Origin of the sequence: Streptomyces jeddahensis (genome assembly GCF_001642995.1) — a bacterium.
Taxonomy (GTDB): Bacteria; Actinomycetota; Actinomycetes; order Streptomycetales; family Streptomycetaceae; genus Streptomyces; species Streptomyces jeddahensis.
In genome coordinates, this window is the sequence record NZ_LOHS01000038.1 from 26,676 (window position 1) to 48,809 (window position 22,134).

General features: G+C 72.5%; 20 protein-coding genes and 1 riboswitch. Of the genes, 11 read left to right on the top strand and 9 right to left on the bottom strand.

What is annotated here, in order from left to right; genetic code table 11:
* Positions 1-286: 286 nt before the first annotated feature.
* The 4 genes from STSP_RS04970 to STSP_RS04985 all read left to right on the top strand — a co-directional run bounded on the left by STSP_RS04970 (position 287) and on the right by STSP_RS04985 (position 6,027).
* The gene (locus STSP_RS04970) at positions 287-835 is read left to right on the top strand and encodes a beta-class carbonic anhydrase (RefSeq protein ID WP_067272566.1); all 549 of its coding nucleotides are present in this window, start codon (positions 287-289) and stop codon (positions 833-835) included.
* Positions 836-1,133: 298 nt separating this feature from the next.
* Positions 1,134-2,186 carry an AAA family ATPase gene (locus tag STSP_RS04975; protein ID WP_067272569.1) on the top strand — a complete coding sequence of 351 codons (1,053 nt, stop codon included), beginning with the start codon at positions 1,134-1,136 and terminating at the stop codon, positions 2,184-2,186.
* Positions 2,186-3,559, top strand: coding sequence for a DUF58 domain-containing protein (locus tag STSP_RS04980; RefSeq protein ID WP_067272570.1), 1,374 nt, complete (start codon positions 2,186-2,188; stop codon positions 3,557-3,559). The genes STSP_RS04975 and STSP_RS04980 overlap by 1 nt, the downstream gene beginning before the upstream one ends.
* Positions 3,556-6,027, top strand: coding sequence for a transglutaminase TgpA family protein (locus STSP_RS04985; protein ID WP_067272634.1), 2,472 nt, complete (start codon positions 3,556-3,558; stop codon positions 6,025-6,027). The genes STSP_RS04980 and STSP_RS04985 overlap by 4 nt, the downstream gene beginning before the upstream one ends.
* Before the next feature lie 252 nt (positions 6,028-6,279).
* On the opposite strand, the gene STSP_RS04990 is transcribed toward STSP_RS04985, so the two are convergent.
* The 3 genes from STSP_RS04990 to STSP_RS05000 form a co-directional block, all read right to left on the bottom strand.
* Positions 6,280-6,684 (bottom strand): DUF3040 domain-containing protein, encoded by a 405-nt coding sequence (locus STSP_RS04990; protein WP_067272573.1) that lies wholly within the window; start codon positions 6,682-6,684, stop codon positions 6,280-6,282.
* A 284-nt stretch (positions 6,685-6,968) separates the two neighbouring features.
* Positions 6,969-7,751: a methyltransferase gene (locus STSP_RS04995; RefSeq protein ID WP_067272576.1), complete on the bottom strand. Its 783-nt coding sequence runs from the start codon at positions 7,749-7,751 to the stop codon at positions 6,969-6,971.
* 237 nt (positions 7,752-7,988) lie between these two features.
* Positions 7,989-8,546: an SAV_6107 family HEPN domain-containing protein gene (locus tag STSP_RS05000; protein WP_067272579.1), complete on the bottom strand. Its 558-nt coding sequence runs from the start codon at positions 8,544-8,546 to the stop codon at positions 7,989-7,991.
* A 168-nt stretch (positions 8,547-8,714) separates the two neighbouring features.
* Here STSP_RS05000 and STSP_RS05005 point away from each other — a divergent pair, with 168 nt between their 5' ends.
* The 4 genes from STSP_RS05005 to STSP_RS05020 all read left to right on the top strand — a co-directional run bounded on the left by STSP_RS05005 (position 8,715) and on the right by STSP_RS05020 (position 14,342).
* Positions 8,715-9,554 carry an ATP-binding cassette domain-containing protein gene (locus STSP_RS05005; protein WP_067272580.1) on the top strand — a complete coding sequence of 280 codons (840 nt, stop codon included), beginning with the start codon at positions 8,715-8,717 and terminating at the stop codon, positions 9,552-9,554.
* On the top strand, positions 9,526-11,652 hold the full coding sequence (locus tag STSP_RS05010; RefSeq protein WP_067272582.1) for a YhgE/Pip family protein: 2,127 nt from the start codon (positions 9,526-9,528) through the stop codon (positions 11,650-11,652). Before STSP_RS05005 ends, STSP_RS05010 begins: the two co-directional genes overlap by 29 nt.
* Positions 11,653-11,681: 29 nt before the next feature.
* Positions 11,682-12,350, top strand: coding sequence for a TetR/AcrR family transcriptional regulator (locus STSP_RS05015; RefSeq protein ID WP_067272637.1), 669 nt, complete (start codon positions 11,682-11,684; stop codon positions 12,348-12,350).
* Between the two features lie 492 nt (positions 12,351-12,842).
* Entirely contained in the window at positions 12,843-14,342 is a 1,500-nt protein-coding gene (locus STSP_RS05020) for a phytoene desaturase family protein (protein WP_067272583.1), read from the top strand.
* 69 nt (positions 14,343-14,411) lie between these two features.
* Here STSP_RS05020 and STSP_RS05025 read toward each other — a convergent pair whose 3' ends face one another.
* The 6 genes from STSP_RS05025 to STSP_RS05050 all read right to left on the bottom strand — a co-directional run bounded on the left by STSP_RS05025 (position 14,412) and on the right by STSP_RS05050 (position 19,627).
* Positions 14,412-15,365: an SCO2102 family sporulation regulator gene (locus STSP_RS05025; RefSeq protein WP_067272585.1), complete on the bottom strand. Its 954-nt coding sequence runs from the start codon at positions 15,363-15,365 to the stop codon at positions 14,412-14,414.
* A gap of 45 nt (positions 15,366-15,410) precedes the next feature.
* Entirely contained in the window at positions 15,411-16,331 is a 921-nt protein-coding gene (gene metF / locus STSP_RS05030) for a methylenetetrahydrofolate reductase [NAD(P)H] (RefSeq protein WP_067272586.1), read from the bottom strand.
* Positions 16,332-16,489: 158 nt separating this feature from the next.
* Positions 16,490-17,167 carry a thiamine phosphate synthase gene (thiE, locus tag STSP_RS05035; RefSeq protein WP_067272588.1) on the bottom strand — a complete coding sequence of 226 codons (678 nt, stop codon included), beginning with the start codon at positions 17,165-17,167 and terminating at the stop codon, positions 16,490-16,492.
* A gap of 118 nt (positions 17,168-17,285) precedes the next feature.
* Entirely contained in the window at positions 17,286-17,651 is a 366-nt protein-coding gene (locus STSP_RS05040) for an Rv2175c family DNA-binding protein (protein ID WP_067272589.1), read from the bottom strand.
* A 303-nt stretch (positions 17,652-17,954) separates the two neighbouring features.
* Entirely contained in the window at positions 17,955-19,217 is a 1,263-nt protein-coding gene (locus tag STSP_RS05045) for an NAD(P)/FAD-dependent oxidoreductase (protein WP_078066889.1), read from the bottom strand.
* Between the two features lie 32 nt (positions 19,218-19,249).
* Positions 19,250-19,627 (bottom strand): hypothetical protein, encoded by a 378-nt coding sequence (locus STSP_RS05050; RefSeq protein WP_067272591.1) that lies wholly within the window; start codon positions 19,625-19,627, stop codon positions 19,250-19,252.
* A gap of 47 nt (positions 19,628-19,674) precedes the next feature.
* Positions 19,675-19,788: riboswitch (TPP riboswitch) on the top strand.
* On the opposite strand from STSP_RS05050, the gene thiO reads away from it, so the two are divergent.
* From thiO to STSP_RS05065, 3 genes are all read left to right on the top strand, one after another.
* On the top strand, positions 19,786-21,075 hold the full coding sequence (gene thiO / locus STSP_RS05055; protein ID WP_078066890.1) for a glycine oxidase ThiO: 1,290 nt from the start codon (positions 19,786-19,788) through the stop codon (positions 21,073-21,075). (Overlaps the previous riboswitch by 3 nt.)
* 20 nt (positions 21,076-21,095) lie before the next feature.
* Positions 21,096-21,296 (top strand): sulfur carrier protein ThiS, encoded by a 201-nt coding sequence (gene thiS / locus STSP_RS05060; RefSeq protein ID WP_067272641.1) that lies wholly within the window; start codon positions 21,096-21,098, stop codon positions 21,294-21,296.
* 8 nt (positions 21,297-21,304) lie between these two features.
* Positions 21,305-22,099 (top strand): thiazole synthase, encoded by a 795-nt coding sequence (locus STSP_RS05065; protein WP_067272593.1) that lies wholly within the window; start codon positions 21,305-21,307, stop codon positions 22,097-22,099.
* The last annotated feature ends 35 nt before the right edge of the window (positions 22,100-22,134 follow it).

Here is a 22,134-nt window from a genome sequence, read left to right on the forward strand (position 1 = left end):
CCGGTGGTGACCGGGCGTCTCCGGGATGAAAAGTCCAGCGGGGAGAGCCTCTCGCCTCCCGCTTCGCGTCACTTTAGTCCACCGTGTCGCGCGGTCAATCAACCGGCCTGCGCGTCGCGAACCGGTGCCCGGCGGGAGACGTGGAGGATCATGTGAACCGGACGAGGTCACCCGTACGGCCGCACCGTGGCCGGACTTGTGGAGTAGGTCACAACACCATCCATTGACGTCCTTTGTCACCCCTCACATCGAGCCTGATCCGCTCGTGACCATTACCTTCATAGACATGACGACTTCTGCATCCGTACCCACAGAGCCCCAGGGCGCCGTACGCGGCGGCGGCACCGTCACGGACCGGCTCGTCGAGGCGAACCAGAGGTACGCCGCCGCCTTCACCGATCCGGGCATGGACGCCCGGCCCGTCCTGCACGTCGCCGTCGTCGCCTGCATGGACGCGCGGCTCGACCTGCACGCCGCGCTCGGCCTGGAGCTCGGCGACTGCCACACCATCCGCAACGCCGGCGGTGTCGTCACCGACGACGTGATCCGCTCGCTGACCATCAGCCAGCGTGCGCTCGGCACCCGCAGCGTCGTCCTCATCCACCACACCGGCTGCGGCCTGGAGAGCCTCACCGAGGACTTCCGGCACGACCTGGAGATGGAGGTCGGTCAGCGTCCGGCCTGGGCGGTGGAGTCGTTCCGCGACGTCGACCAGGACGTCCGGCAGTCGATGCAGCGGGTGCGCACGTCGCCCTTCCTGCTGCACAAGGACGATGTACGCGGTTTCGTCTTCGACGTGCACACGGGGCTGCTGCGCGAGATCGACCCCGCCTGACCGCTTTCACGTTGCTTTCACGTCTGCGCGCGCCCATCCCTCGGGCCGGACGCGCGCAGACGCATGCCATCGGCCGCGCTCGCCCCATAAACGGCGTCAAGACCTGACATAAGGCTGTCAGTTGTCCACAGTCGAGTGACACGAACCGGTAACGGCAACAAGAATGCCCTTGTGGCACCACGCGGAACTTTTCGTGTGCGGTGTCCGTGTTTCGGGGTGGGCCGGTCCGCATCGCAGCGTCGGCCCTGGAATGGTCCCCTGCTCCCAAGGAGCGCGGGAAAGGGCCGAGGAGGGCCGGGTGACGACCTATGACGATCGAGCGAGCCTCACAGATCTGACCACCACCGCGGAGCGAGTCCGCAAGTCGGTCGAGGCTGTGATCGAGGGCAAGCCCGAGGTCGTACGGCTTTCGCTGACCGTGCTGCTCGCCGAGGGGCATCTGCTCATCGAGGATGTGCCGGGCGTCGGCAAGACCATGCTGGCCAAGGCGCTCGCGCGGTCCATCGACTGCTCGGTGCGCCGTATCCAGTTCACGCCCGACCTGCTGCCGTCGGACATCACCGGTGTGTCCATCTGGGACCAGCAGCGGCGCGACTTCGAGTTCAAGCCGGGCGCGATCTTCGCGCAGATCGTGATCGGCGACGAGATCAACCGCGCCTCGCCGAAGACGCAGTCCGCGCTCCTGGAGTCGATGGAGGAGCGCCAGGTCACCATCGACGGGCAGACGTACGAGCTGCCGAGCCCCTTCATGGTGGTGGCCACGCAGAACCCGGTCGAGATGGAGGGCACCTACCCGCTGCCCGAGGCGCAGCGCGACCGCTTCATGGCCCGGGTGTCGATCGGCTATCCGAGCCCCGAGGCCGAGCTGCAGATGCTGGACGTGCACGGCGGCGTCTCGCCGCTCGACGACCTCCAGCCGGTGGCGCACGCGCACGACATCGTGAAGCTCATCGACGCGGTGCGCCAGGTGCACGTGGCCGAGGCGGTGCGGCGGTACGCCGTGGACCTGGTCGCCGCGACCCGCACCCACCCGGACCTCAGACTCGGCGCGTCGCCCCGCGCGACGCTCCATCTGCTGCGGGCGGCGAAGGCGGCCGCAGCCCTCGCCGGCCGCGAGTTCGCCCTGCCGGACGACGTGCAGGCGCTGGCCGTGGCGGTCCTGGCCCACCGCCTGCTGCCGACGGCCCAGGCGCAGCTGAACCGGCGCACGGCCGAGCAGGTCGTCCTCGAGATCCTGCAGCGCACCCCCGTACCCGCCGCGGCGCCCCAGCCGGGCGCCGGCTTCGCCACCGGACGTGGCCAGGCCTCCCCGGTCTACGGCCAGCAGCCGCCCGGCACCCGGAGTCTGTGATGACGGCCGCGGGGCCGCCGACGGCGGCACCCGACGAGAGCGGCGAGAAGGGCGGGCTGCGCACGGCACTCGCCGGGCTGACCACGCGCGGGCGTTCCTTCCTGGCCGCGGGCGTCGCTGCCGCCATCTGCGCGTACGTACTCGGCCAGAGCGATCTGCTGCGGGTCGGTCTGTTGCTCGCCGCACTGCCGCTGGTCTGCACGTTCGTGCTGTACCGCACGCGCTACCGGGTCGCGGGCAGCCGGCGCCTGTCCCCCGCGCGGGTGCCCGCGGCGTCCGAGGCCCGGGTCCACCTCCGGATGGACAACGTCTCGCGGCTGCCCACGGGCCTGCTGATGCTGCAGGACCGGGTGCCGTATGTGCTCGGGCCGCGGCCCCGCTTCGTACTGGACCGCGTGGAGGCGGGCGGCCGTCGCGAGGTGTCGTACCGCGTCCGCTCGGACCTGCGCGGCCGCTATCCGCTGGGCCCGCTCCAGCTGCGGCTGACGGACCCCTTCGGGATGTGCGAGCTGACCCGCTCCTTCTCGACGTACGACACGCTGACCGTCGTCCCGCGCGTCGAGCCGCTGCCGCCGGTGAAGCTGACCGGCGAGGCCAAGGGATACGGGGACGGGCGGCAGCGCGCGCTCGCGCTGGCCGGCGAGGACGACGTCATCCCGCGCGGCTATCGCTACGGCGACGATCTGCGCCGGGTGCACTGGCGCTCGACCGCGCGGTACGGCGAGCTGATGGTGCGGCGTGAGGAGCAGCCGCGGCGGTCCCGCTGCACGGTGCTGCTCGACACCCGCCGTCTGGCCTTCCAGGGTGCGGGCCCCGACTCGGCCTTCGAGTGGGCCGTGTCCGGCGCCGCGTCCGTGCTTGTGCACATGCTCGAACGGGGCTTCTCGGTCCGGCTACTCATGGACACCGGCGCCTCCGTACCCGGCGAGGGCTCGGACGGTTTCGCGGGCACCGCTCAGGAGTCGGCCGACGCGGCCGGTCTGATGATGGACACCCTGGCGGTGATCGACCACTCGGACGGCGCAGGGCTCTCCCGGGCCTACGACCTGCTGCGCGGCGGGAACGAAGGGCTGCTTGTCGCCTTCCTCGGCGACCTCGACGAGGAGCAGGCGACGGTGGCCGCGAAGATGCGCCGGCGCAGCGGTGCCGCGATCGCCTTCGTCCTGGACAGCGCGGCCTGGGCCCCGGGCCCGGGCGGCACGCCCGCCGCCACCCACGCCGGGGACCGGCTGCGGCTGCTGCGCGAGGCGGGCTGGACGGCGCTGGCGGCCACGCCGGGCACGACCGTCGCCGGCCTGTGGCGCCAGGCGGACCAGCAGCACGCCTCGTCGGTGTCAGCGCCATCGGGCACCACGACAGGGGGATGGTCATGAGCGGGCAGGCGCGGCTGACGTTGTGTTCGGCTGCGGCCACGTTGCTGGCCTCGTGTGCGCTGCTGCCGCTGGTCCGGTCGTCGGCTTGGATCGTGCAGGCCGCGATCCTGCTGGCGATCCAGGCGGGGGTGGGCGCCCTGGCCCGGCGGGTGCCGCTGGCCCGGCCGCTGACGGTGGCGGCCCAGGCGCTGGTGGCGCTCCTGCTGCTGACGCTGGTCTTCGCGCGCGGGCAGGCGTTCGCCGGCGTACTGCCGGGGCCTGAGGTGTTCCGGGAGTTCGGCCTGCTGCTGCAGGACGGCGCCGAGGACGTCGGGATGTACTCCATACCGGCACCGCTGTCGGACGGCATACGCCTGATGATCGTCGGCGGCGTCCTGGTGATCGGCCTCGCCGTGGACGCGCTCGCGGTGACCTTCCGCAGCGCGGCCCCGGCGGGCCTGCCGCTGCTCGCCCTGTACTCGGTCGCCGCCGGTCTGTCGGACGGCGGCGCGGGATGGGTGTGGTTCCTGCTCGCGGCCGCCGGCTATCTGATGCTGCTCCTGGCCGAGGGCCGGGACCGGCTCTCGCAGTGGGGCCGAATCTTCGGCGGTGCACCGCGCACGGGCCGGATGCCCGGTGGCCCGGAGAGCCCGGGCGGCGGTGCGGTCTCCCCGGTCCGTACGGGGCGGCGCATCGGCGCGCTGGCCCTGGGCATCGCGCTCGTGGTGCCGCTGGCCCTGCCCGCGCTGGACGGCGGCCTGCTGGACGGCACCGGAGCGGGCACCGGTACGGGCCCGGGCGGCGGAGGCACGATCTCGGCGGTGAACCCGCTGGTGTCGCTGCAGAACAGCCTCAACCAGCCCGAGGACCGCGAGGTCATGAGGTACCGCACGAACACCGACGACACACAGGACCTGTACCTGCGGATCGTCTCCCTCGACGAGTTCGACGGCACGGCATGGAAGCCGTCCGTACGCAGCATCGGGCCCGTGCCGGACACGTTCCCGAACCCGCAGGGCCTCAGCGGGTCCGTCCGCAGGACCGAGATCCAGACGAACATCACGGCGGCCGGCTGGTACGCGCAGGACTGGCTGCCGATGCCGTATCCGGCGAGCCAGGTGGACATCGAGGGCCGCTGGCGGTACGAGCCGGTGGGCCGCACGCTCGTCGGTGACCGCGGCCAGACCACACGCGGCGCGGACTACGACGTGAAGAGCCTGATAGTGCAGCCGACGGCCGGGCAGCTGGCCACGGCGCCGGCGCCGCCGTCGAACCTGAGGCGCGAGTTCACCAAGGTCCCGGACTCACTGCCTCCGGTGGTGGCGGCCACCGCCCGCCGCGTCACCCAGGGTGCGGCGAACGACTACGAGCGTGCGGTCAAGCTCCAGGACTGGTTCGCCTACGAGGGCGGCTTCACCTACGACACGCAGGTGGAGGCGGGCAGCGGTTCGGCCGCGATCGCGCGCTTCCTGCAGCAGAAGGAAGGCTTCTGCGTCCACTTCTCGTTCGCCATGGCGGCGATGGCCCGGACCCTGGGGATACCGGCCCGGGTTGCGGTGGGCTTCACCCCCGGATCACCGGAGTCCGACGGCTCGATGGCGGTGGGGCTGCGGGATGCGCACGCGTGGCCGGAACTGTACTTCGAGGGCGTGGGCTGGACCCGCTTCGAGCCGACCCCGAACCGCGGCACGGTGCCCGACTACACGCGCTCGAACACCCCGGCCGGGACTCCGAGCAACCCGGCGGTGCCCCAGCCGAGCGCCTCGACCGCTCCGTCCGCGGCGCCCTCGACCTCCGAGAGCTGCTCGGCGCAGGAGCGGAAGCAGGGCGGCTGTGCCAGCACGGCCCCGCAGGCGACGGACCCCTCGGACGCCGGCGGCCCGCCGTGGGGCCTCATCGGGGGCGTGGCCCTGGCCGTACTGGCCGTGCTCGCGGTGCCTCTCCTGCCGTTGCTGTGGCGCTTGCGGGTCCGTGCCGTCCGGCTCGGTTCCCCCGTCTATGGGGGCGCCCTCCACGCGAGCGCAGTCGAGAGCTCGGAGGAGAGCTCGGAGGAGAAGAGGGCCGCGGCCACCCAGGCGCTCGCGGCGTGGCTGGAGGCGACGGACACGGCGTGGGATCACGGCATCCCACCGGACGACTCCCAGACCCCGCGCAAGGCGGCCGCCCGGATCGTACGGCTCGGACAGCTCGATCCGGAGGCCGCGGAGTCGGTCCACCGGCTGGCGGCCGGGGTGGAGCAGGTCCTCTACGCACCGCGTCCGCAGCCGCCGGCGGGCCTCGCCGACGACGTACGACGCGTGAGGGACGGCCTGAGCAGCAAGGCGAGCAGAGCCAGGCGTCTCCGAGCGATGCTCGCCCCGCGCTCAGCCGTCCGGGTGCTGTGGGCCCTCTCCGACCGCTGGACGACGCTCCGAGCGGGCTGGACGGAGCGGTGGGCGGCGCACCGGCCGACGGTACGGCGGCCATGGGCGTCCCGACAGGAGGGTTGATCGCTACGTACGAGGCTGAAGGCCCGGAGCTCTGAGCTCCGGGCCTTCTGATTGCGGGCTCCGGATCTTCGGCCGGGGAGGGCGTAAGTGCTGCGTGCGCAGCTCGGCGGGCAGCGCCGGGGGCAGCGCACCGGCGCGCGTACGCAAAGGGGTGGCCACCCGAAGGTGGTCACCCCTCACGTACGTCCGTCTGTCGTATCAAAACCGCTCGGCACCGGCCCGGGAAGGGCAGGTGCCGGAAGGCGGTGGTGCTCAGTGGCCCTGTTCGTCGCGGCGGCGCTGCCAGCGCTCCTCGATGCGGTCCATCATGGATCGCCGCTGCCTGCCCTGACGGCGCGTCGGACCGGCTCCGCCCGGCGCTCCGGGGGCGGGGTGCTCACCCGGCTTCGGCGCCTTGCGCCAGCCGGTGACAGCGAGCACCGCGCAGCCCAGCATGACGAGGAAGCCCACCACGCTGATCCAGATCTGCTGTGCGACCATTCCGGCCATGAGGAGCGCGATACCCACCAGGAAGCCCGCGACCGCCTGATAGACCCGTCGCCGGGTGTATGTACGCAGCCCGCTTCCCTCAAGCGCTGTCGCGAACTTGGGATCTTCGGCGTACAGCGCTCGCTCCATTTGCTCGAGCATTCGCTGCTCGTGCTCCGAGAGCGGCACGGAGTCCTCCTCATCGTGCAGTCGCCGGGGCGACCGGGGGGTCCCCTTCAGGATAGGCAGGGAATCGCCCCCGTGAAACCCGCCCCTCTACGCCAATTCGCCATCCTGGACCGCCATGGCGCGTCGGCTCGCTGAAGCGTGCATTCCCCAGCGGCCGACTCCTCATGCCGGAACCGTCTCCCTCGATCATACGGCCCGAGACGCCCGATCGGAGGGCCTGTGGCGTACTCCATGTGCGGCTGCGCTGCTGATCAGCGGCGCGGCGGCCGGTGCGCCCGGCGGGCTCAGGTCTCGTCGCGCTCTTCGCCGCGCTCCTGCTTCTCACCGAGCACATGGAGCTGGGTCGCCACGGAGTGGAAGGACGGCAGCTCGGCGGCGGCCGCCTCGAGCTTGAGCAGTGCCTCGAGGGCGCCCGGCTCGGTGTCGACCAGGACGCCCGGCACCAGGTCGGCGAAGACCCGCACGCCGTGCACCGCGCCGACGTGCACGCCGGCCTCCGACACCAGCCCGGTGAGCTGCTCGGCGGTGAACCGGCGGGGCACGGGGTCGCCTTCGCCCCAGCGTCCGGCCGGGTCGGTGAGCGCGCGCCGGGCCTCCGTGAAGTGGCCGGCGAGCGCCCGGGCGAGCACCGCGCCGCCGAGACCCGCGGCGAGCAGGCTCAGCACGCCCGAGGGGCGGAGCGCTTCGACCGCGTTGCGCACCCCCTCGGCCGGGTCGTCCACGTACTCCAGGACGCCGTGGCACAGCACGACGTCGTATCCGCCCCGCTCGGCGACGTCGAACAGGCCGTGGGCGTCGCCCTGCACACCCTGCACGCGGTCTGCGACGCCGGCCTCGGCTGCGCGGCGCTCCAGCGCGAACAGTGCGTTCGGACTGGGGTCGACGACCGTGACACGGTGACCGAGGCGGGCCACGGGCACCGCGAAGTTGCCGCTGCCGCCCCCCGTGTCGAGGACGTCCAGCGACTCCCGCCCCGTGGCTTTCACCCGGGCCTCGAGGGCGTCCTTCAGGACCTCCCAGACCACGGCGGTACGGAGAGAGGCGCGGGGGCGCATCGGGTCCGACACGGCAGTTGACTCCTCGGCGCGGCACCGCCTCGTGTGCGGCGGAGCGATGGGCGTGCCTTCCCCAGCCCGGTCGGGCACGGGAAGGATGCAGGCGCCTCCACCTTATTGCCTTCCGCCCGGTGCCCCGGCATCCGTCCCAGCGGCGCCCGCGCCATCCGTATCAGCTGTCCGTTCAGCTGCCGGTTCATCCGTACCGCCCGCCGTCCCCGCATGCCGGGGACGCACTCACGGCGGACCTCAGCCCGCGTCCGGGACCTCGCCGCCCGCGCCGTCCGGCCTCGCGCCGTCCGGCCTCGGCTGGGGCAGTACGGGCTGCAGCACCAGCATCCGCTCGACCAGGCGCAGGAACATCGCCACGTCGCGCAGCAGGTCGTCGGCGTCACGCCGGCTGGCCGCGCCCCGTATGCCCGCTTCGGCGCGGGCCCTGCGCTCGGCGCCGGAGGCGAACAGGGCGCTCCACTCGGTGAGTTCGGGAGCGATTTCAGGGAGCACTTCCCAGGCGCTCCGGATCCTGGCGCGGCGTCGCGCCGTCGGCTCGGGGCGGCCGCGCACGGCGAGAACGGCTGCCGCCGTGCGCAGGGCCGCGAGGTGGGCTGTCGCGTAGCGCTCGTTCGGGGTTTCCAGCAGGGCCGCCTCGTCCAGTCCCGCGCGGGCCTGGGCGAGCAGGTCGAGCGCGGCGGGCGGGGCCGTGGCCCGGCGCAGCACGGGGTGCACGTCGATCGCCGGGCCTGTCAGTGAGGGGGCAGGGCCGGAGGCGCGGCGCCGGCCTGCGGCAGCTGCGGACGAACTGGCCATGACGAACCTCCTGTCGTCTGTGTGACGGCACAACGGCCGTATGTGCTCATCGTGGAGTACGCCACTGACAATCGGCTCTGACCTGGGACTTTGCTTCGAAGACAGGTTCGGGCTAATTTTTACACTGACCAGTCAGTTCAAAAGACCGAGCGAGTTCGAGGGGTCTCGATGGGGGAAACGGTGGACGTTCCGCACGGGGTCGGGGTGGCCGTCAAGGCCCAGGCGCTCGGGCTCCGGGGCCCGCGCGGCTGGGCGTACCGGGGTGTCGACATCGACGCGGAGCCCGGGGCGCTGATCGCGATCGAGGGCCCGTCCGGCTCCGGCCGCACCAGCCTGCTGCTCACGCTCACCGGGCGCATGAGGCCGACCGAGGGCCGGGCGTCCGTCGGACGGTTCCGGCTGCCGAAGCAGATGGCGGCGGTGCGGCGCATCAGCGCGCTCGGCCCGGTACCCGGGGTGACGGATCTCGACCCCTCCCTGACCGTCGCGGAACACCTGAGCGAGCGAACCCTGCTGCAGCGGCGCTACGACGGCTCGCTGCGGGCACTGCTGCGATCCCTGCTGCGACCGCGCGCCGAGAGGGCGGCCGAGGTGCGGCTGCGGATCGAGTCGGCGCTCTCTGCCGCCGGACTCGACACGTCGGCTCTGCCCAAGGGCACGCCCACGGCCGTACGGGATCTGGAGCGGCTGGAAGCACTGCGGCTGTCGCTGGCGCTCGCACTCATCGGCCGGCCGGGCGTGCTGGGCGTCGACGACACGGACCTGAAGCTCTCGGACGCGGAACGCGCAGAGGCCTGGGCGCTGCTGCGGTCGATCGCCGAGGCGGGGACCACGGTGGTGGCGGTGTGCAGCGAGGCCCCCGAGGACGTGCAGACCGTGTCCACGGCGAGCCGCACGGAGAACCCGCGCACGGCCCCGAGCAGCGCGCCCGCGCCCTCCGACCGAACCGACATGGCCGACGACGAGAAGGAGACGGCGGATGCGCTCGCCGAAGCTGGCCGCGCTTGAGCTGAGGCGCTTCCGCAGGGGACGGCTCCCGCGCGCGGCGCTCGCATCGCTGCTCCTACTGCCTCTGTTGTACGGCGCGCTGTATCTGTGGTCGTTCTGGGATCCGTACGGCCGGCTGGACCGGATACCCGTGGCGCTCGTCAACGAGGACAAGGGGGCGACCGTCTCCGGCAGGACGGTCGCGGCGGGCGACGAGATCGCCGGGAAGCTGCTGGACAGCGAGGTGTTCCAGTGGCACGAGGTGAGTGCCGCCGAGGCTCGCGAGGGTGTCGAGGACGGGACTTACTATCTGTCGCTGACGATGCCCGCCGACTTCAGCCGGCGCATCGCCTCCAGCGCCGACACCGCAGCCGCCACCGCCTCCAGACCCGGCTCCCGCTCCGGCTCGGGCCCGGAGACCGGCGCCCTTCAGGTGCGTACGAACGACGCGAACAACTACATCGTCGGGCAGATCTCCCGGACGGTCTTCTCCGAGGTGCGCTCGGCGGCCTCCGCCAGCGCCTCGCGGTCGTTCCTGGACGGCATCTTCATCTCGTTCTCGGACATCCACGACGCGACCGTGAAGGCCGCCGAGGGAGCCGACGACCTCGAGAGCGGGATCGGCAAGGCGAAGAAGGGGGCGAAGGATCTCGCGGACGGGCTGAAGGACGCCAAGGGGGGCAGTTCCAGGCTGGCCGAGGGCATCCGGAAGCTCGACAAGGGCGCGGGCGATCTCGAGGACGGCTCGCAGCAGGTCGCGGCCGGCACTCAGAAGCTGGCCGACAAGGTCAACACGGCCGCTGACCAGGTGCGTCCGCTCCTCAGGGCCAACGGAAAGACGATCGCGGACACCGCGCGGATCGTCGCGGACTCGGCGGGCGTGGTCCGCGGCCATCTGGACACGTTCGTCAGGACCGCGCCGCTCGCCGAGGCGGGCACCCGCGAGGCGTCCGCGGCCCTTGACGCCGTCTACGAGAGGCGCTGCGAGAAGGCACTGGTGGCCGACCCGGCGTGCGGGGATCTGAAGAAGGCGCGGGACGCGGCCGCCGATGCCGCGAGGCTCGCCGAGGACGTCAACACGGTGGTGCATGGCTACGACGGCGACGTCAGCGCCCTCGGCAAGGACCTCGCGACGCTGCAGAAGCAGGCGAACGCACTGGCCGAGGCGGCACCGCACCTCGACGAGGACCTCGACACGGCCGTGTCCCAGATCAACCAGCTCAACCGGGGAGCCGCCAGGGTCGCCCAGGGCGCCGCGGCACTGCACTCCGGCCTGACCACCGCCAGGTCCGGCTCTGCCGATCTCGACACGGGCGTCGGCGAGCTGAAGACGGGCGCCGGCGACCTCGACGGCGGCCTGTTCAAGCTCGCCGACGGCTCCGGAGAACTCGCGGGCGGCCTCCACGACGGCGCCGCCCGGATCCCCGACTACGACAAGCAGGACCGCGACCAGCGCACCGCGGTCATGTCCGACCCGGTCCAGCTGGCCTCACAGTCGCTGCACAAGGCACCCAACTACGGCACGGGCTTCGCCCCGTACTTCATTCCGCTGTCCCTCTGGGTCGGCGCGATGGTGGCGTACATGCTGATCCAGCCCCTCAACCGGCGTGCGCTCGCCGTGGGCGCCTCCGCGTGGCGCATCACGCTGGCGGGCTGGCTGCCGGTGGCCGCGCTGGGAGTCCTGCAGACGGCCGCGCTCATGTCGGTCCTGCACTGGGGGCTGGGCCTGGAGATGGTGCGGGCGGCCGGGACCGTGGGCTTCCTGTGCCTGGTGACAGGGTGCTTCGCGGCGATCGTGCAGTGGCTGAACGCACGCTTCGGGCCGGCCGGGCGCATCCTCGTCCTGGCCCTCCTGATGCTGCAGCTGACGTCGGCGGGCGGTACGTACCCCGTACAGACCAGCCCGCAGTTCTTCAACACGCTCCACCCCTTCCTGCCCATGAGCTACGTCGTCGAGGCGCTCAGAAGGCTGATCACAGGTGGCGGCCTCGGCCCCGTGTGGCAGGCGTGCGCCGTGCTCGCGGCCTTCACGGCGGGGGCTCTCGCGCTCACCGCGGTCTCCGCGCGACGCAGGCAGGTCTGGACGCTGGACCGGCTGCACCCGGAGCTGAGCCTGTGAGAATCAAGGCCATGGAAAGCACCAAGGCCATGGACGGCGGCAACGCCGTGGACGGCAGCAGGGCCCCGGGAGGCAGCGGCAGATCCGCGGACGGCGGCGGAACGCGGCGCCAGGCCACCCGGCAGAAGCTCTACGAGGCGGCCGTGAGCCTCATCGCCGAACAGGGCTTCTCGGCGACCACCGTGGACGAGATCGCCGAACGGGCCGGGGTCGCGAAGGGCACGGTCTACTACAACTTCGCGAGCAAGTCGGTCCTCTTCGAGGAACTGCTGCGGCACGGCGTCGGCCTCCTGACCGCCTCCCTTCGGGAGTCGGCGGACAAGACCGCGCAGGGCGGCGGCAGCAAGGTCGACGCCCTGGACGCGATGGTCCGCGCGGGGCTCGTCTTCATCGACCGCTATCCGGCCTTCACGCAGCTGTACGTGGCCGAGCTGTGGCGCACCAACCGGGCCTGGCAGTCCACGCTGATGGTGCTGCGCCAGGAGGCCGTCGCGGTGGTGGAACGCGTGCTGCGCGACGGCGTCGACAGCGGCGAGCTGAGCGAGGAGATCGACGTCCCGCTGACGGCGGCGGCGCTGTTCGGGATGGTGCTGGTGGCCGCGCTGGACTGGAAGGCGTTCCAGCCCGCGCGCTCGCTCGACGACGTCCACGCCGCACTGTCCCGGCTGCTGCAGGGGCGCGTGGCCGGCCGACGCTGAGCCGATCCGACGAGTCGCTGAGCCGACCCGACGAAAGGCGCCGGTCCGGCGCGACCTCATCCCCCTTGAGACCTCACCGGACCGGCGCATCCCCCGTGCTTCCCCCGTTCCCCGTTTCCCGGTTCCCCGTCCCCCGTTCCCCCGGTCCCTTCCCCCTCCGGTTCCCCGTCCCGTGCTCGTCCGGCCTGCGAAGGAGGAGCGGCCAAGGGCGCCGCACCGTTCCGCCGCCCCGTGTCGGCGGTACCGGCGCCGGCGCCCCTTTCCGTGCCCCCACTCTTCCGTCTGCGCAGGTCGCAGCCCATCCGCATACCTACTCAACTCACCGCCTAGGTACGGATACTCAGACATGTGTGCTCACCCTCAGGGGCGAGCCCTGCCGACTGGTGACCACGGCGTCCGTTCCCGTACTCGCCCCGTCACTCCCCCGCCGCGGGCCGGGCCATCGGCGGCCGCCGGACGGGACTGTCGGTGGGGGCGGATAAAGTCCCTGACATGGCACGGATTGCGGTGATCGGCGCTGGGATGGGCGCCATGGCGGCTGCTGCCCGGCTGGCCGTCGCGGGCCACCGGGTGGTGGTGTACGAGCGCGCGGCGACGTTCGGCGGGGCGTTGGGCCGCGTCGAGCGCGACGGCTTCGCCTTCGACACGGGCCCGGGCCTGCTGCAGCTGCCCGCGGTGTTCCGCGATCTGTTCCTCAAGACGGGCAAGGAGGCCCTGGAGCAGTGCGTCGAGCTGACGCAGGTGGAGCCCGCGGTGCGCCACGTCTTCGCGGACGGCACCGAGGTGTCCTTGCCGAACGCGTCACGCGCGGGTGTCGGTGAGGCGCTGGACGCCGCGCTGGGCGAGGGTGCGGGGGCGCGCTGGGCGGCGTTCATGAACCGTGCCCGTGAGGCCTGGGACCGTTCGCGCCGCCCGCTGCTCGAAGAGCCGCTGTGGCCGAACTGGCAGGTGCTGGCGGACCGCGAGCCGTATCCGGCGGTCGTGCAGCGGCGCCTGCTGCGCAGGGACCGGGTGGCGACGACGCTGGCGGAGGTGGCGGAGCTGGAGCTGGGCGGCGAGCCGCGGCTGCGCGCGCTGCTGGAGCACTATGCCCTGGCGTACGGCCTGGATCCGCGCACCGCACCTGCGAGCGCGGCCGTACTGCCGTACATGGAGCAGACCTTCGGCGTCTGGTCCGTGCGCGGCGGACCGCGAGCGCTGGCCGAGGCGGTGTACGAGCGGTGTCTGGCCCGGCGGGTGGAGTTCCGCTTCGGCGCGGAGGTGGTCCGGGTCGTCGATAAGGACGGCCGCGCGGCGGGCGTGGAGCTGTCCGACCGGTCGGCCGAGGACGCCGACTTCGTGGTCGCGGGCGTCGCGCCGGAGGTGCTGGACGGCCTGCTGCCAGGGCCGCCGATCCGGGCGGCGGGCGAGGTTCCGCCGCAGGCCGGGCTGCCGAGCCGGCTGACGGTGCTGCTCGCCCTGCGGGGCGGCCGCCCCGAGGGCACTGCGTACCGGACGGTGGTGCACGCAGGCGACCGCCAGGGCGAGCTCGACCTCCTGTTCGGACCGCGGCCCGCTCTCGCCGCCTCGCCGACCGTGACGGTGCTGCGCCCCGGCGACCCGGCTCTGGTGCCGGACGGGGAGCACGAGGCGGTGACCCTGACCGTCACGGTCCCGGCGCACGCGGAGTTCTCGGAGGCCGATGTGGACCGGGTTCTGACGGTCGCTGAGCGGGCGGTTCCCGGCGTGCGGGACCGGCTTCTGTGGCACAAGGTGCGCACCCCGGCCGACGTCGCCGCGGCCACGGGCGCCGACGGCGGCTCCGTGCCTGCGCCCGCGCTCGCCTCGGCCGGCGGCCGCCTGCTGCACCCGTCGAACAGCACACGCATACCGGGGCTTTACGCGGTGGGCGGCTGGGCGCACCCGGGCGGCGGGCTGCCGCACGCGGGCATGTCGGGCGCGCTCGTCGCCGGACTCATCGTGGAGGGACCGGACTTCCGCGGTTCACAGTGACACCGCCCGGCTTCGGTTCGCAGTGACCGCCCGGCTTCGGGGCGGGGCAGCCGCCGGGCGCGCCGGAGCTCAGTAGCGGTACTGCTGGTTGTACCCGGTGTCGTAACCGCCCTGCTCCTCCTGCGGATAGCCCTGCTCCGGCGGCAGTTCACCGCCGTACTGCTGCTGGTCGCCATCGCGCTGCTGGGGCACCCACACGCCACCCGGCGGCGTCTCCGAGCCGTATGCGGAAGCCGCGTACGGATCCTGGGTGTACCCACCCTGTCCGTACGGCTGGCCGTATGCGTCGTACTGCTGCTGGCCGCCGTACGTGCCGGTCGCGGCGTACGGGTCGGTGTACCCGGTGTACTGCTGCTGGTCGCCGTACGAGTCGTACTGCTGCTGGCCGTAACCGCCGTAGCCGTCATAGCCGTAGCCGGCGGTCTGCTGCGCGGACGCGGCGGGCTCGTATGCCGCCGAGTTCGGGTCGCTGTACACGCCGTACTGGCCGGTGTCGTCGGGCATCGGCAGCGGCTCGTACACGTGCGTCTCGTCGCCGCCCTGACGGTACGTTCCGTCGCCCGGCTGCTGGTGCTGGTACGTTCCGTCGCCCGCGTACGCATACGCGAAGGCGCCCTCGGCCGCCTGTGCGGGGGCCGGGATGTCGGCGTCCCCCTCCGCGTATCCGAAGCCGTGCTCGGCGGATTCCTCCGCCTCCAGGCCGGACACCTCGAGCGTCGGCTCCTGGCGGGACGGCGGCTCCTCCTCGCGGCGCTTGCTGACGCCCGGTACGCCGCTGAGCGCCCAGCCGGTCGAGAAGCCGCGGCGGAACGAGAGCGTGACGTACGTCTGTCCGACGGCGAAGGCGGCCGCACCGATCCCGATGACCACCACCGAGGGGATCAGCACGCCGAGGACGACCCCGAGGAAGCCGACGAAGGCCAGCAGCCGCCAGCGAAGCCGCGCCTTGTACTGCAGCAGCACCTCGCCGAGCAGCCACAGCGCGACGATGCCGAATGCGATGTAGAGGACCGTCCAGCCCATGTACGCCCCTCTCCCTGGGCCGCCGCCCGTCCGGCTGCGGCCGGTCTAGGCCTGTGGGTGGTGCAGGCCCAGATTCTCGTAGATTTCCAGCGTCGCCGTGGAGTTGTTGAGGGTAATGAAGTGCAGTCCCGGGATGCCTTCGCTCAACAGCCTCGCGCAGAACTCCGTTGCGAACTCGATGCCAATGGAGCGTACAGCGGCCGGATCGTCTTTCGCTGTGAGGATCCGCTCTTTCAGAGAGTCCGGGATGACGGCGTTGCTGAGCTGCGGCAGCCGTTCGAGCTGCTTCACGCTGGTGACGGGCATGACCTCCGGGATGATCGGGGTCGTGCAGCCCGCGGCCTCGACCCGGTCCCGCAGCCGCAGATACGCCTCGGGCCGGAAGAACATCTGCGTGATCGCGTAGTCGGCGCCGGCGCGGCACTTGTCGACGAAGTGCTGCACGTCGGTGTCCTCGTCCGCCGACCGCGGATGCATCTCGGGGAAGGCCGCGACGCCCACGCAGAAGTCGCCGGACTCCTTGATGAGCCGCACGAGCTCGGCCGCGTAGGTCAGGCCCTGCGGGTGCGGGATCCAGTCGCCCATCGGGTCGCCGGGCGGGTCGCCGCGGACCGCGAGCATGTTCCGGATCCCGGCGTCCGCGTACTGCCCGATGATGTTGCGCAGCTCCGCGATGGAGTGGCTGACCGCGGTGAGGTGGGCGACCGGGGTCAGCGTGGAGTCCGCGGCGATCTGCTCGGTCGCCTTCACGGTGCCGGCGCGCGTGGAGCCGCCCGCACCGTAGGTGACGGAGACGAAGCTGGGTGCGACGGCCTCGATGCGGCGCAGCGCGTTCCACAGGTTCCGCTCGCCCTTCGGGGTCTTCGGCGCCCAGAACTCGAACGAGTACGTGGTTTTGCCGGTGGCGAGCATGTCGCGCACGGTCCGTGCGCGATCAGTCCTGGTGGACGCGGTTCCGAGGGCCATACCCGCAGGTTAGCCAGGCCCCGGCGGTCCCCCAACCGGAGCAGGGTGATTTGCCCTTTTTGTCGGGCTGTTGTCCACGTATCGGACGGCATACACCCCGGATCGGCCGGTTTCGATCACGCCGGTCGCGTCACGCGGGATCGATCACGGCATGCTGGTCAGGCGGCCCGCAGTCGCTTCGCGAACTCCGCCGCGGCATCCGCCGGGTCGTCGGCCTCGGTGATCGCGCGTACGACGACGACCCGGCGGGCGCCCGCGTCGAGCACCTCGTCCAGGTTGCCCAGGTCGATGCCGCCGATGGCGAACCACGGCCGGTCCGTGCCGAGCGACGCCGTGTAACGCACGAGGTCCAGGCCGGGTGCGTGCCGGCCCGGCTTGGTGGGCGTAGGCCAGCACGGGCCCGTGCAGAAGTAGTCCACTCCGTCCTGGACGGCTGCAGCCGCGGCCTCCGGCTCGGCGTGCGTCGAGCGGCCGATGAGGACGCGGTCCCCGAGGATCGCGCGAGCGGCGGGGACGGGCAGGTCGCCCTGGCCCAGATGCAGCACGTCGGAGCCGATGGCGTGGGCGACGTCCGCACGGTCGTTCACGGCGAGGAGCCTGCCGTGCCGCTGGCAGGCGTCGGCGAAGACGGCGAGGTGCTCCAGCTCCTCACCGGCCTCCATGCCCTTGTCGCGCAGCTGCACGATGTCGACGCCGTTCTCGAGGACGGCGTCGAGAAACTCCGGGAGGTCCCCCTGGCGCTTGCGCGCGTCGGTGCAGAGGTAGACCCGGGCGTCGGCGAGCTGCGCCCGCAGTGCGGCCGCGGGGGCGGTGGCCGGGTCGGCGGTTTCGTTCATGGCGTACGTGTCCCCCGTGACGGTGGTGCGGCGGTGTGGCGGAGTGGCGGCGATCAGGTTACGGGCCGCGGGCTCCCGGGCCCCGGGCGCGGTGGCCCCGGACTCGGGAGCCCAGGTGTCAGACGGCGAGCGCCTGCGCGCGGCGCTTCACCTCCGTGCCGCGATTCTCGCTCAGGGCCTGGGCGGGCGTGCCGGGCAGGCTCGGGTCGGGGGTGAAGAGCCACTCGAGCATCTCTTCGTCGGTGAAGCCGTCGTCCCGCAGGAGCGTCAGGGTGCCGGTCAGGCCCTTGACGACCTTGTCTCCGTCGATGAAGGCGGCAGGCACGTGCAGTGCCCGGTTCTCACCGCGGCGCACCGCGATCAGCTGGCCCTCCTTGACCAGCTGCCGGACACGCGTCACCTCGACACCGATCCTTTCGGCGATGTCGGGGAGAGTGAGCCAGGCGGGGACGAGAGCATCGATCTTTGTGTCAATCTCGGTCACGGGACAAGCCTGCCATCCCGGACTGACACTCGGAAGCTGGGCGCCTCCCAGCGGGGGCTCGCCGTGCCGGCGGGGGCGCTTTTGAGCGGGGCGTACGGTGCGGGATTCGCTGCGCGCGGACGTGGGCGCGTCGCCCGGCACGGGGGTCCCGTACGACGCAGGGGCGCCCACCGTCGTGGGTTGTGCCCACCCTCCCCCAGCTACCGCTGGGAGGTGCCCCCAGCCCTGCGGAACGATTGCCCACAACGGTGTGCGCAACGGCTGCCCACAGCGGTGCGGGACGCCAGTCCACATCGGGTACGTTCAGGCGGTCGCAGCCTTGAGGGGGCGGGACGGGTCCGTCAGCAGGGTTGCGTCCATGCGGGTTGCCGCCTCGATCAGTCTGCGGCCCTGCGCGAGGTCCCGTGGGCGGCCTACCGCCAGGAGTGCCACGAGCCGCTCGTCGCGGAGCCAGCACACCGTCCAGGCGGCTCCGGAGGGGTCGCCGCGCCACACCAGCGCGTCGGCGGCCGCGTGGTGCCCCGCGTACTGCACGAAGCGGCCGAACTGCTCCGACCAGAAGTAGGGCACGGGGTCGTACGTCTCGGGGGTCGCCCCGATGATGTTGGCGGCTACCGTGCGCGGCCCCTGGAGGGCGTTGTCCCAGTGGTGGACCATGAGGCGCTCTCCGTACCTTCCCGAAGGGAAGGAGGAGCAGTCGCCGACCGCGTACACGTCGGGCACCGAGGTCCGCAGGTGGTCGTCCGTCACGATCTCCCCGTGGAAGCCCAGCTCGACGCCGGATCCCTCCAGCCAGCGCGTGGCGGGCCGCGCGCCGATGCCGACGACGACGGCCCCCGCGGGCAGCCGGGTGCCGTCCGCAAGGACGACCGCTCCGGGTTCGACGTGCTCCACGCGCGCGTGGGTGCGCAGTTCGACGCCGGCGTCGGCGTACCAGGCCGCCATCGGCGCGGCGACCTCGGCGGGCAGCGCCCCCGCGAGCGGACGGTCGGCGGCCTCGACCACGGTCACCGAGCAGCCCGCCTCGCGCGCGGCCGTGGCGAACTCCGCGCCGATCCAGCCCGCGCCGACGACCACGATGTCGTGCTGCTCGGCCAGTACGGGCCGCAGCCGCTCGGCGTCATCCAGGGTGCGCAGCAGGTGGACGCCCGGGACGCCCTCCGCACCGGGGAGCTGAATGGGTTCGGCGCCGGTGGCCACGACCAGTACGTCGTACGGGACGGGCCCCTGCTCCGTGTCCAGCTCGTGCTCGGCCGGCCGCAGTCCGGTGACCTCGCGGCCCAGGTGCAGTTCGAGGCCGAGCGCCTCGAAGTCGACGTCGAAGGCGGAGCTCTCCGCCTTGCCCAGGAGCACGGCCTTGGACAGCGGCGGCCGGTCATACGGCTGGTGCGGCTCCGCGCCGATCAGGACGATCTCGCCGGCGAAGCCCTGCTCGCGGAGTGCGACGGCGGTCTGCACGCCGGCCATGCCCGCGCCGACGATCACGACGCGGCGGTGCGCCTGCGCGGAGCGCCCACCCGGGGCGTCCTGTGCTGTCCGGCTGCCCGCCGGGGTCTGCTCGCTCACCCGATCACCATAATCAACTGACGTCGTGTCAGTCAGCGGGCCTGTGCTGCACCTTCCTCGGCCGGTATCTGCTCCACGACGCTTGTCCCGCTGCCGTCCTGCGACTCCCACTCCCAGGTCTCCTCCAGCCGCACCCTGCCGTCCGCCAGCTCGACGACGGCCGACACGCAGTGGCCCGAGGAGGTCGTGCCGTCCCGCTTCAGCTGCACGTACCGGAAGTCGAGGCGGTCGCCCTCACGCGTACCCACCAGATGGCCGCGCACGACGTCGCCGCCCGCGTACTCCGCCCAGATCTCACCGTCCTTCTCGTGGTACGTGAACCGGGTCCGCGTACCGACCTGACCGGGGGCCTGGTCGGCGACCGGGGCGAGGACGAGACCGTCGAGGGACCGTACGGACGGGCGTGCCATGGGCGGAGGCTCCCTTACTGAGGCGCGGGACGAAAGGCTAGGGTGGCCACCGTACTCGCGGGAGCCCGGACGTACCGGGCTGAGAGGGAGGCTGGGACGGCCTCCGACCGTACGAACCTGATCCGGGTCATGCCGGCGAAGGGAGGGGCTCGACGCCCATGCCAGCACGCGATGTGCACACTTCACCAGAATCCGCCCGTTCATCTGCCGATTCGCCGGAATCAGCCGATCCCGGTTCCTCGCCCGACGTCCTCGTGGTCGGCGGCGGCATCATCGGGCTCGTGACGGCCTGGCGGGCCGCGCAGCGCGGGCTGTCCACCGCCGTCGTGGACCCCGAGCCCGGCGGCGGGGCCGCCCAGGTGGCCGCAGGCATGCTCGCCGCCGTCACCGAACTGCACTACGGCGAGCAGACGCTGCTCGGCCTCAACCTCGCATCCGCGCGCCGCTACCCGGACTTCGCCGCGGAGCTCACCGAGGCGACCGGACAGGACCTCGGCTACCGCCGGTCGGGCACCCTCGCCGTCGCTCTGGACGCCGACGACCGCGCCCACCTGCGGGAACTGCACGCCCTGCAGCGCCGGTGCGACCTCGAGTCGGAATGGCTCACGGGGCGCGAGTGCCGACGCCTGGAGCCGATGCTCGCGCCGGGCGTGCGCGGGGGGCTCAGGGTCGACGGCGACCACCAGGTCGATCCGCGACGCCTCGCAAGGGCGCTGCTCACGGCCTGCGAGCGGGCCGGGGTGACCTTTCACCGGCTGTGGGCGGAACGGCTGACGGTGGTACGCGACCGGGCTGCCGGCGTCGTCCTTGCCGACGGCACACGGCTCGGCGCCGGGCAGGTCGTGCTCGCCGCGGGAAGCCTCAGCGGCAGGCTCGACGGGGTCCCCGACGACGTACTGCCGCCCGTGCGGCCGGTGAAGGGGCAGGTGCTGCGGCTGACCGTGCCGGATCGGTACGGGCCGTTCCTGAGCCGTACGGTGCGCGCCGTCGTCCGCGGCAGCCAGGTCTATCTGGTGCCGCGCGAGAACGGCGAGCTGGTGGTGGGCGCGACCAGCGAAGAGCTCGGCTGGGACACGACGGTGACCGCGGGCGGCGTGTACGAGCTGCTGCGCGACGCGCACGAGCTGGTGCCCGGCATCACCGAGCTGCCGCTCACCGAGACGCGCGCCGGGCTGCGGCCCGGCTCCCCCGACAACGCGCCGCTGCTCGGCCCGTCGGCCCTGCCCGGGCTGCTGCTGGCCACCGGCCACCACCGCAACGGCGTGCTGCTCACGCCGGTCACCGGTGATGTGCTGGCGCACGCGCTGACGACCGGCGAACTGCCCGAAGAAGCACGCCCCTTCACGCCCACCCGCTTCGGCCCGGATGGCAACCCGCTCATGGGGCCTACGGTGTCGGCCACGGAGTCGATCACGGAGCCGGCCGCCTTCACGGAGCAGCCCGCATGAACCGCCCGGCCACCACATCGATCCGCATCTCGGTCAACGGTGAGCCGCGGGAGGTCCCCGCAGGCACCGCACTCGGCGCGCTCGTCGCCACGCTCACCACCGCGCCGTCCGGCGTCGCCGCCGCCCTCAACGAAACCGTCGTTCCGCGCGCGGAGTGGCCCACGACCGCGCTCACCGCAGGGGACCGCGTCGAGGTCCTCACCGCAGTCCAGGGAGGTTGATCAGACTCATGGCAGACGACCCCTTCGTCATCGGCGGCCTGTCCCTCTCGTCCCGCCTGATCATGGGCACCGGCGGGGCGCCCAGCCTCGACGTCCTGGAGAGGGCCCTCGTCGCGTCCGGTACGGAGCTCACGACGGTCGCCATGCGCCGCGTCGACCCGGGCGTCCACGGCTCGGTGCTGTCCGTCCTGGACCGGCTCGGCATCCGCGTCCTGCCGAACACGGCGGGCTGCTTCACCGCAGGCGAGGCCGTGCTGACCGCCCGCCTCGCGCGCGAGGCCCTCGGCACCGACCTGGTGAAACTCGAGGTCATCGCGGACGAGCGCACGCTGCTGCCCGACCCGGTCGAGCTCCTGGACGCCGCCGAGACGCTCGTCGACGACGGCTTCACCGTCCTGCCGTACACGAACGACGACCCCGTCCTCGCACGGAAGCTCGAGGACGTCGGCTGCGCGGCGATCATGCCGCTCGGCTCGCCCATCGGGTCCGGCCTCGGCATCCGCAATCCGCACAACTTCCAGCTGATCGTGGAGCACGCGCGCGTGCCGGTGATTCTGGACGCGGGGGCCGGGACGGCGTCGGACGCGGCGCTGGCGATGGAGCTGGGGTGCGCGGGTGTGATGCTCGCCTCAGCCGTCACCCGGGCCCAGGAGCCGGTGCTCATGGCCGAGGCCATGCGGCATGCCGTGGAGGCGGGGCGCCTGGCGCGGCGGGCGGGGCGGATCCCGCGGCGCCACTTCGCCGAGGCGTCATCCCCCACGGAGGGGATGGCCCGGCTGGACCCGGAGCGGCCCGCGTTCTAGCGGGGCGCAAGGCGCTCCGCTGGGAGTGCCGCGAT

Bases quoted from the DNA above. Each gene is read 5' to 3' on its own strand.
- STSP_RS05025 (WP_067272585.1), bottom strand. From the start codon at position 15,365: ATGGGCTGGACGGTCCTCTACATCGCATTCGGCATCGTCGCGCTGTGG.
- STSP_RS04980 (WP_067272570.1), top strand. From the start codon at position 2,186: ATGACGGCCGCGGGGCCGCCGACGGCGGCACCCGACGAGAGCGGCGAG.
- thiE (WP_067272588.1), bottom strand. From the start codon at position 17,167: ATGAACGAAACCGCCGACCCGGCCACCGCCCCCGCGGCCGCACTGCGG.
- STSP_RS05065 (WP_067272593.1), top strand. From the start codon at position 21,305: ATGGCAGACGACCCCTTCGTCATCGGCGGCCTGTCCCTCTCGTCCCGC.
- STSP_RS05020 (WP_067272583.1), top strand. From the start codon at position 12,843: ATGGCACGGATTGCGGTGATCGGCGCTGGGATGGGCGCCATGGCGGCT.
- STSP_RS05005 (WP_067272580.1), top strand. From the start codon at position 8,715: ATGGGGGAAACGGTGGACGTTCCGCACGGGGTCGGGGTGGCCGTCAAG.
- STSP_RS05050 (WP_067272591.1), bottom strand. From the start codon at position 19,627: ATGGCACGCCCGTCCGTACGGTCCCTCGACGGTCTCGTCCTCGCCCCG.
- STSP_RS04970 (WP_067272566.1), top strand. From the start codon at position 287: ATGACGACTTCTGCATCCGTACCCACAGAGCCCCAGGGCGCCGTACGC.
- STSP_RS05000 (WP_067272579.1), bottom strand. From the start codon at position 8,546: ATGGCCAGTTCGTCCGCAGCTGCCGCAGGCCGGCGCCGCGCCTCCGGC.
- STSP_RS04985 (WP_067272634.1), top strand. From the start codon at position 3,556: ATGAGCGGGCAGGCGCGGCTGACGTTGTGTTCGGCTGCGGCCACGTTG.
- STSP_RS05010 (WP_067272582.1), top strand. From the start codon at position 9,526: ATGCGCTCGCCGAAGCTGGCCGCGCTTGAGCTGAGGCGCTTCCGCAGG.
- thiO (WP_078066890.1), top strand. From the start codon at position 19,786: ATGCCAGCACGCGATGTGCACACTTCACCAGAATCCGCCCGTTCATCT.
- STSP_RS05015 (WP_067272637.1), top strand. From the start codon at position 11,682: ATGGACGGCGGCAACGCCGTGGACGGCAGCAGGGCCCCGGGAGGCAGC.
- metF (WP_067272586.1), bottom strand. From the start codon at position 16,331: ATGGCCCTCGGAACCGCGTCCACCAGGACTGATCGCGCACGGACCGTG.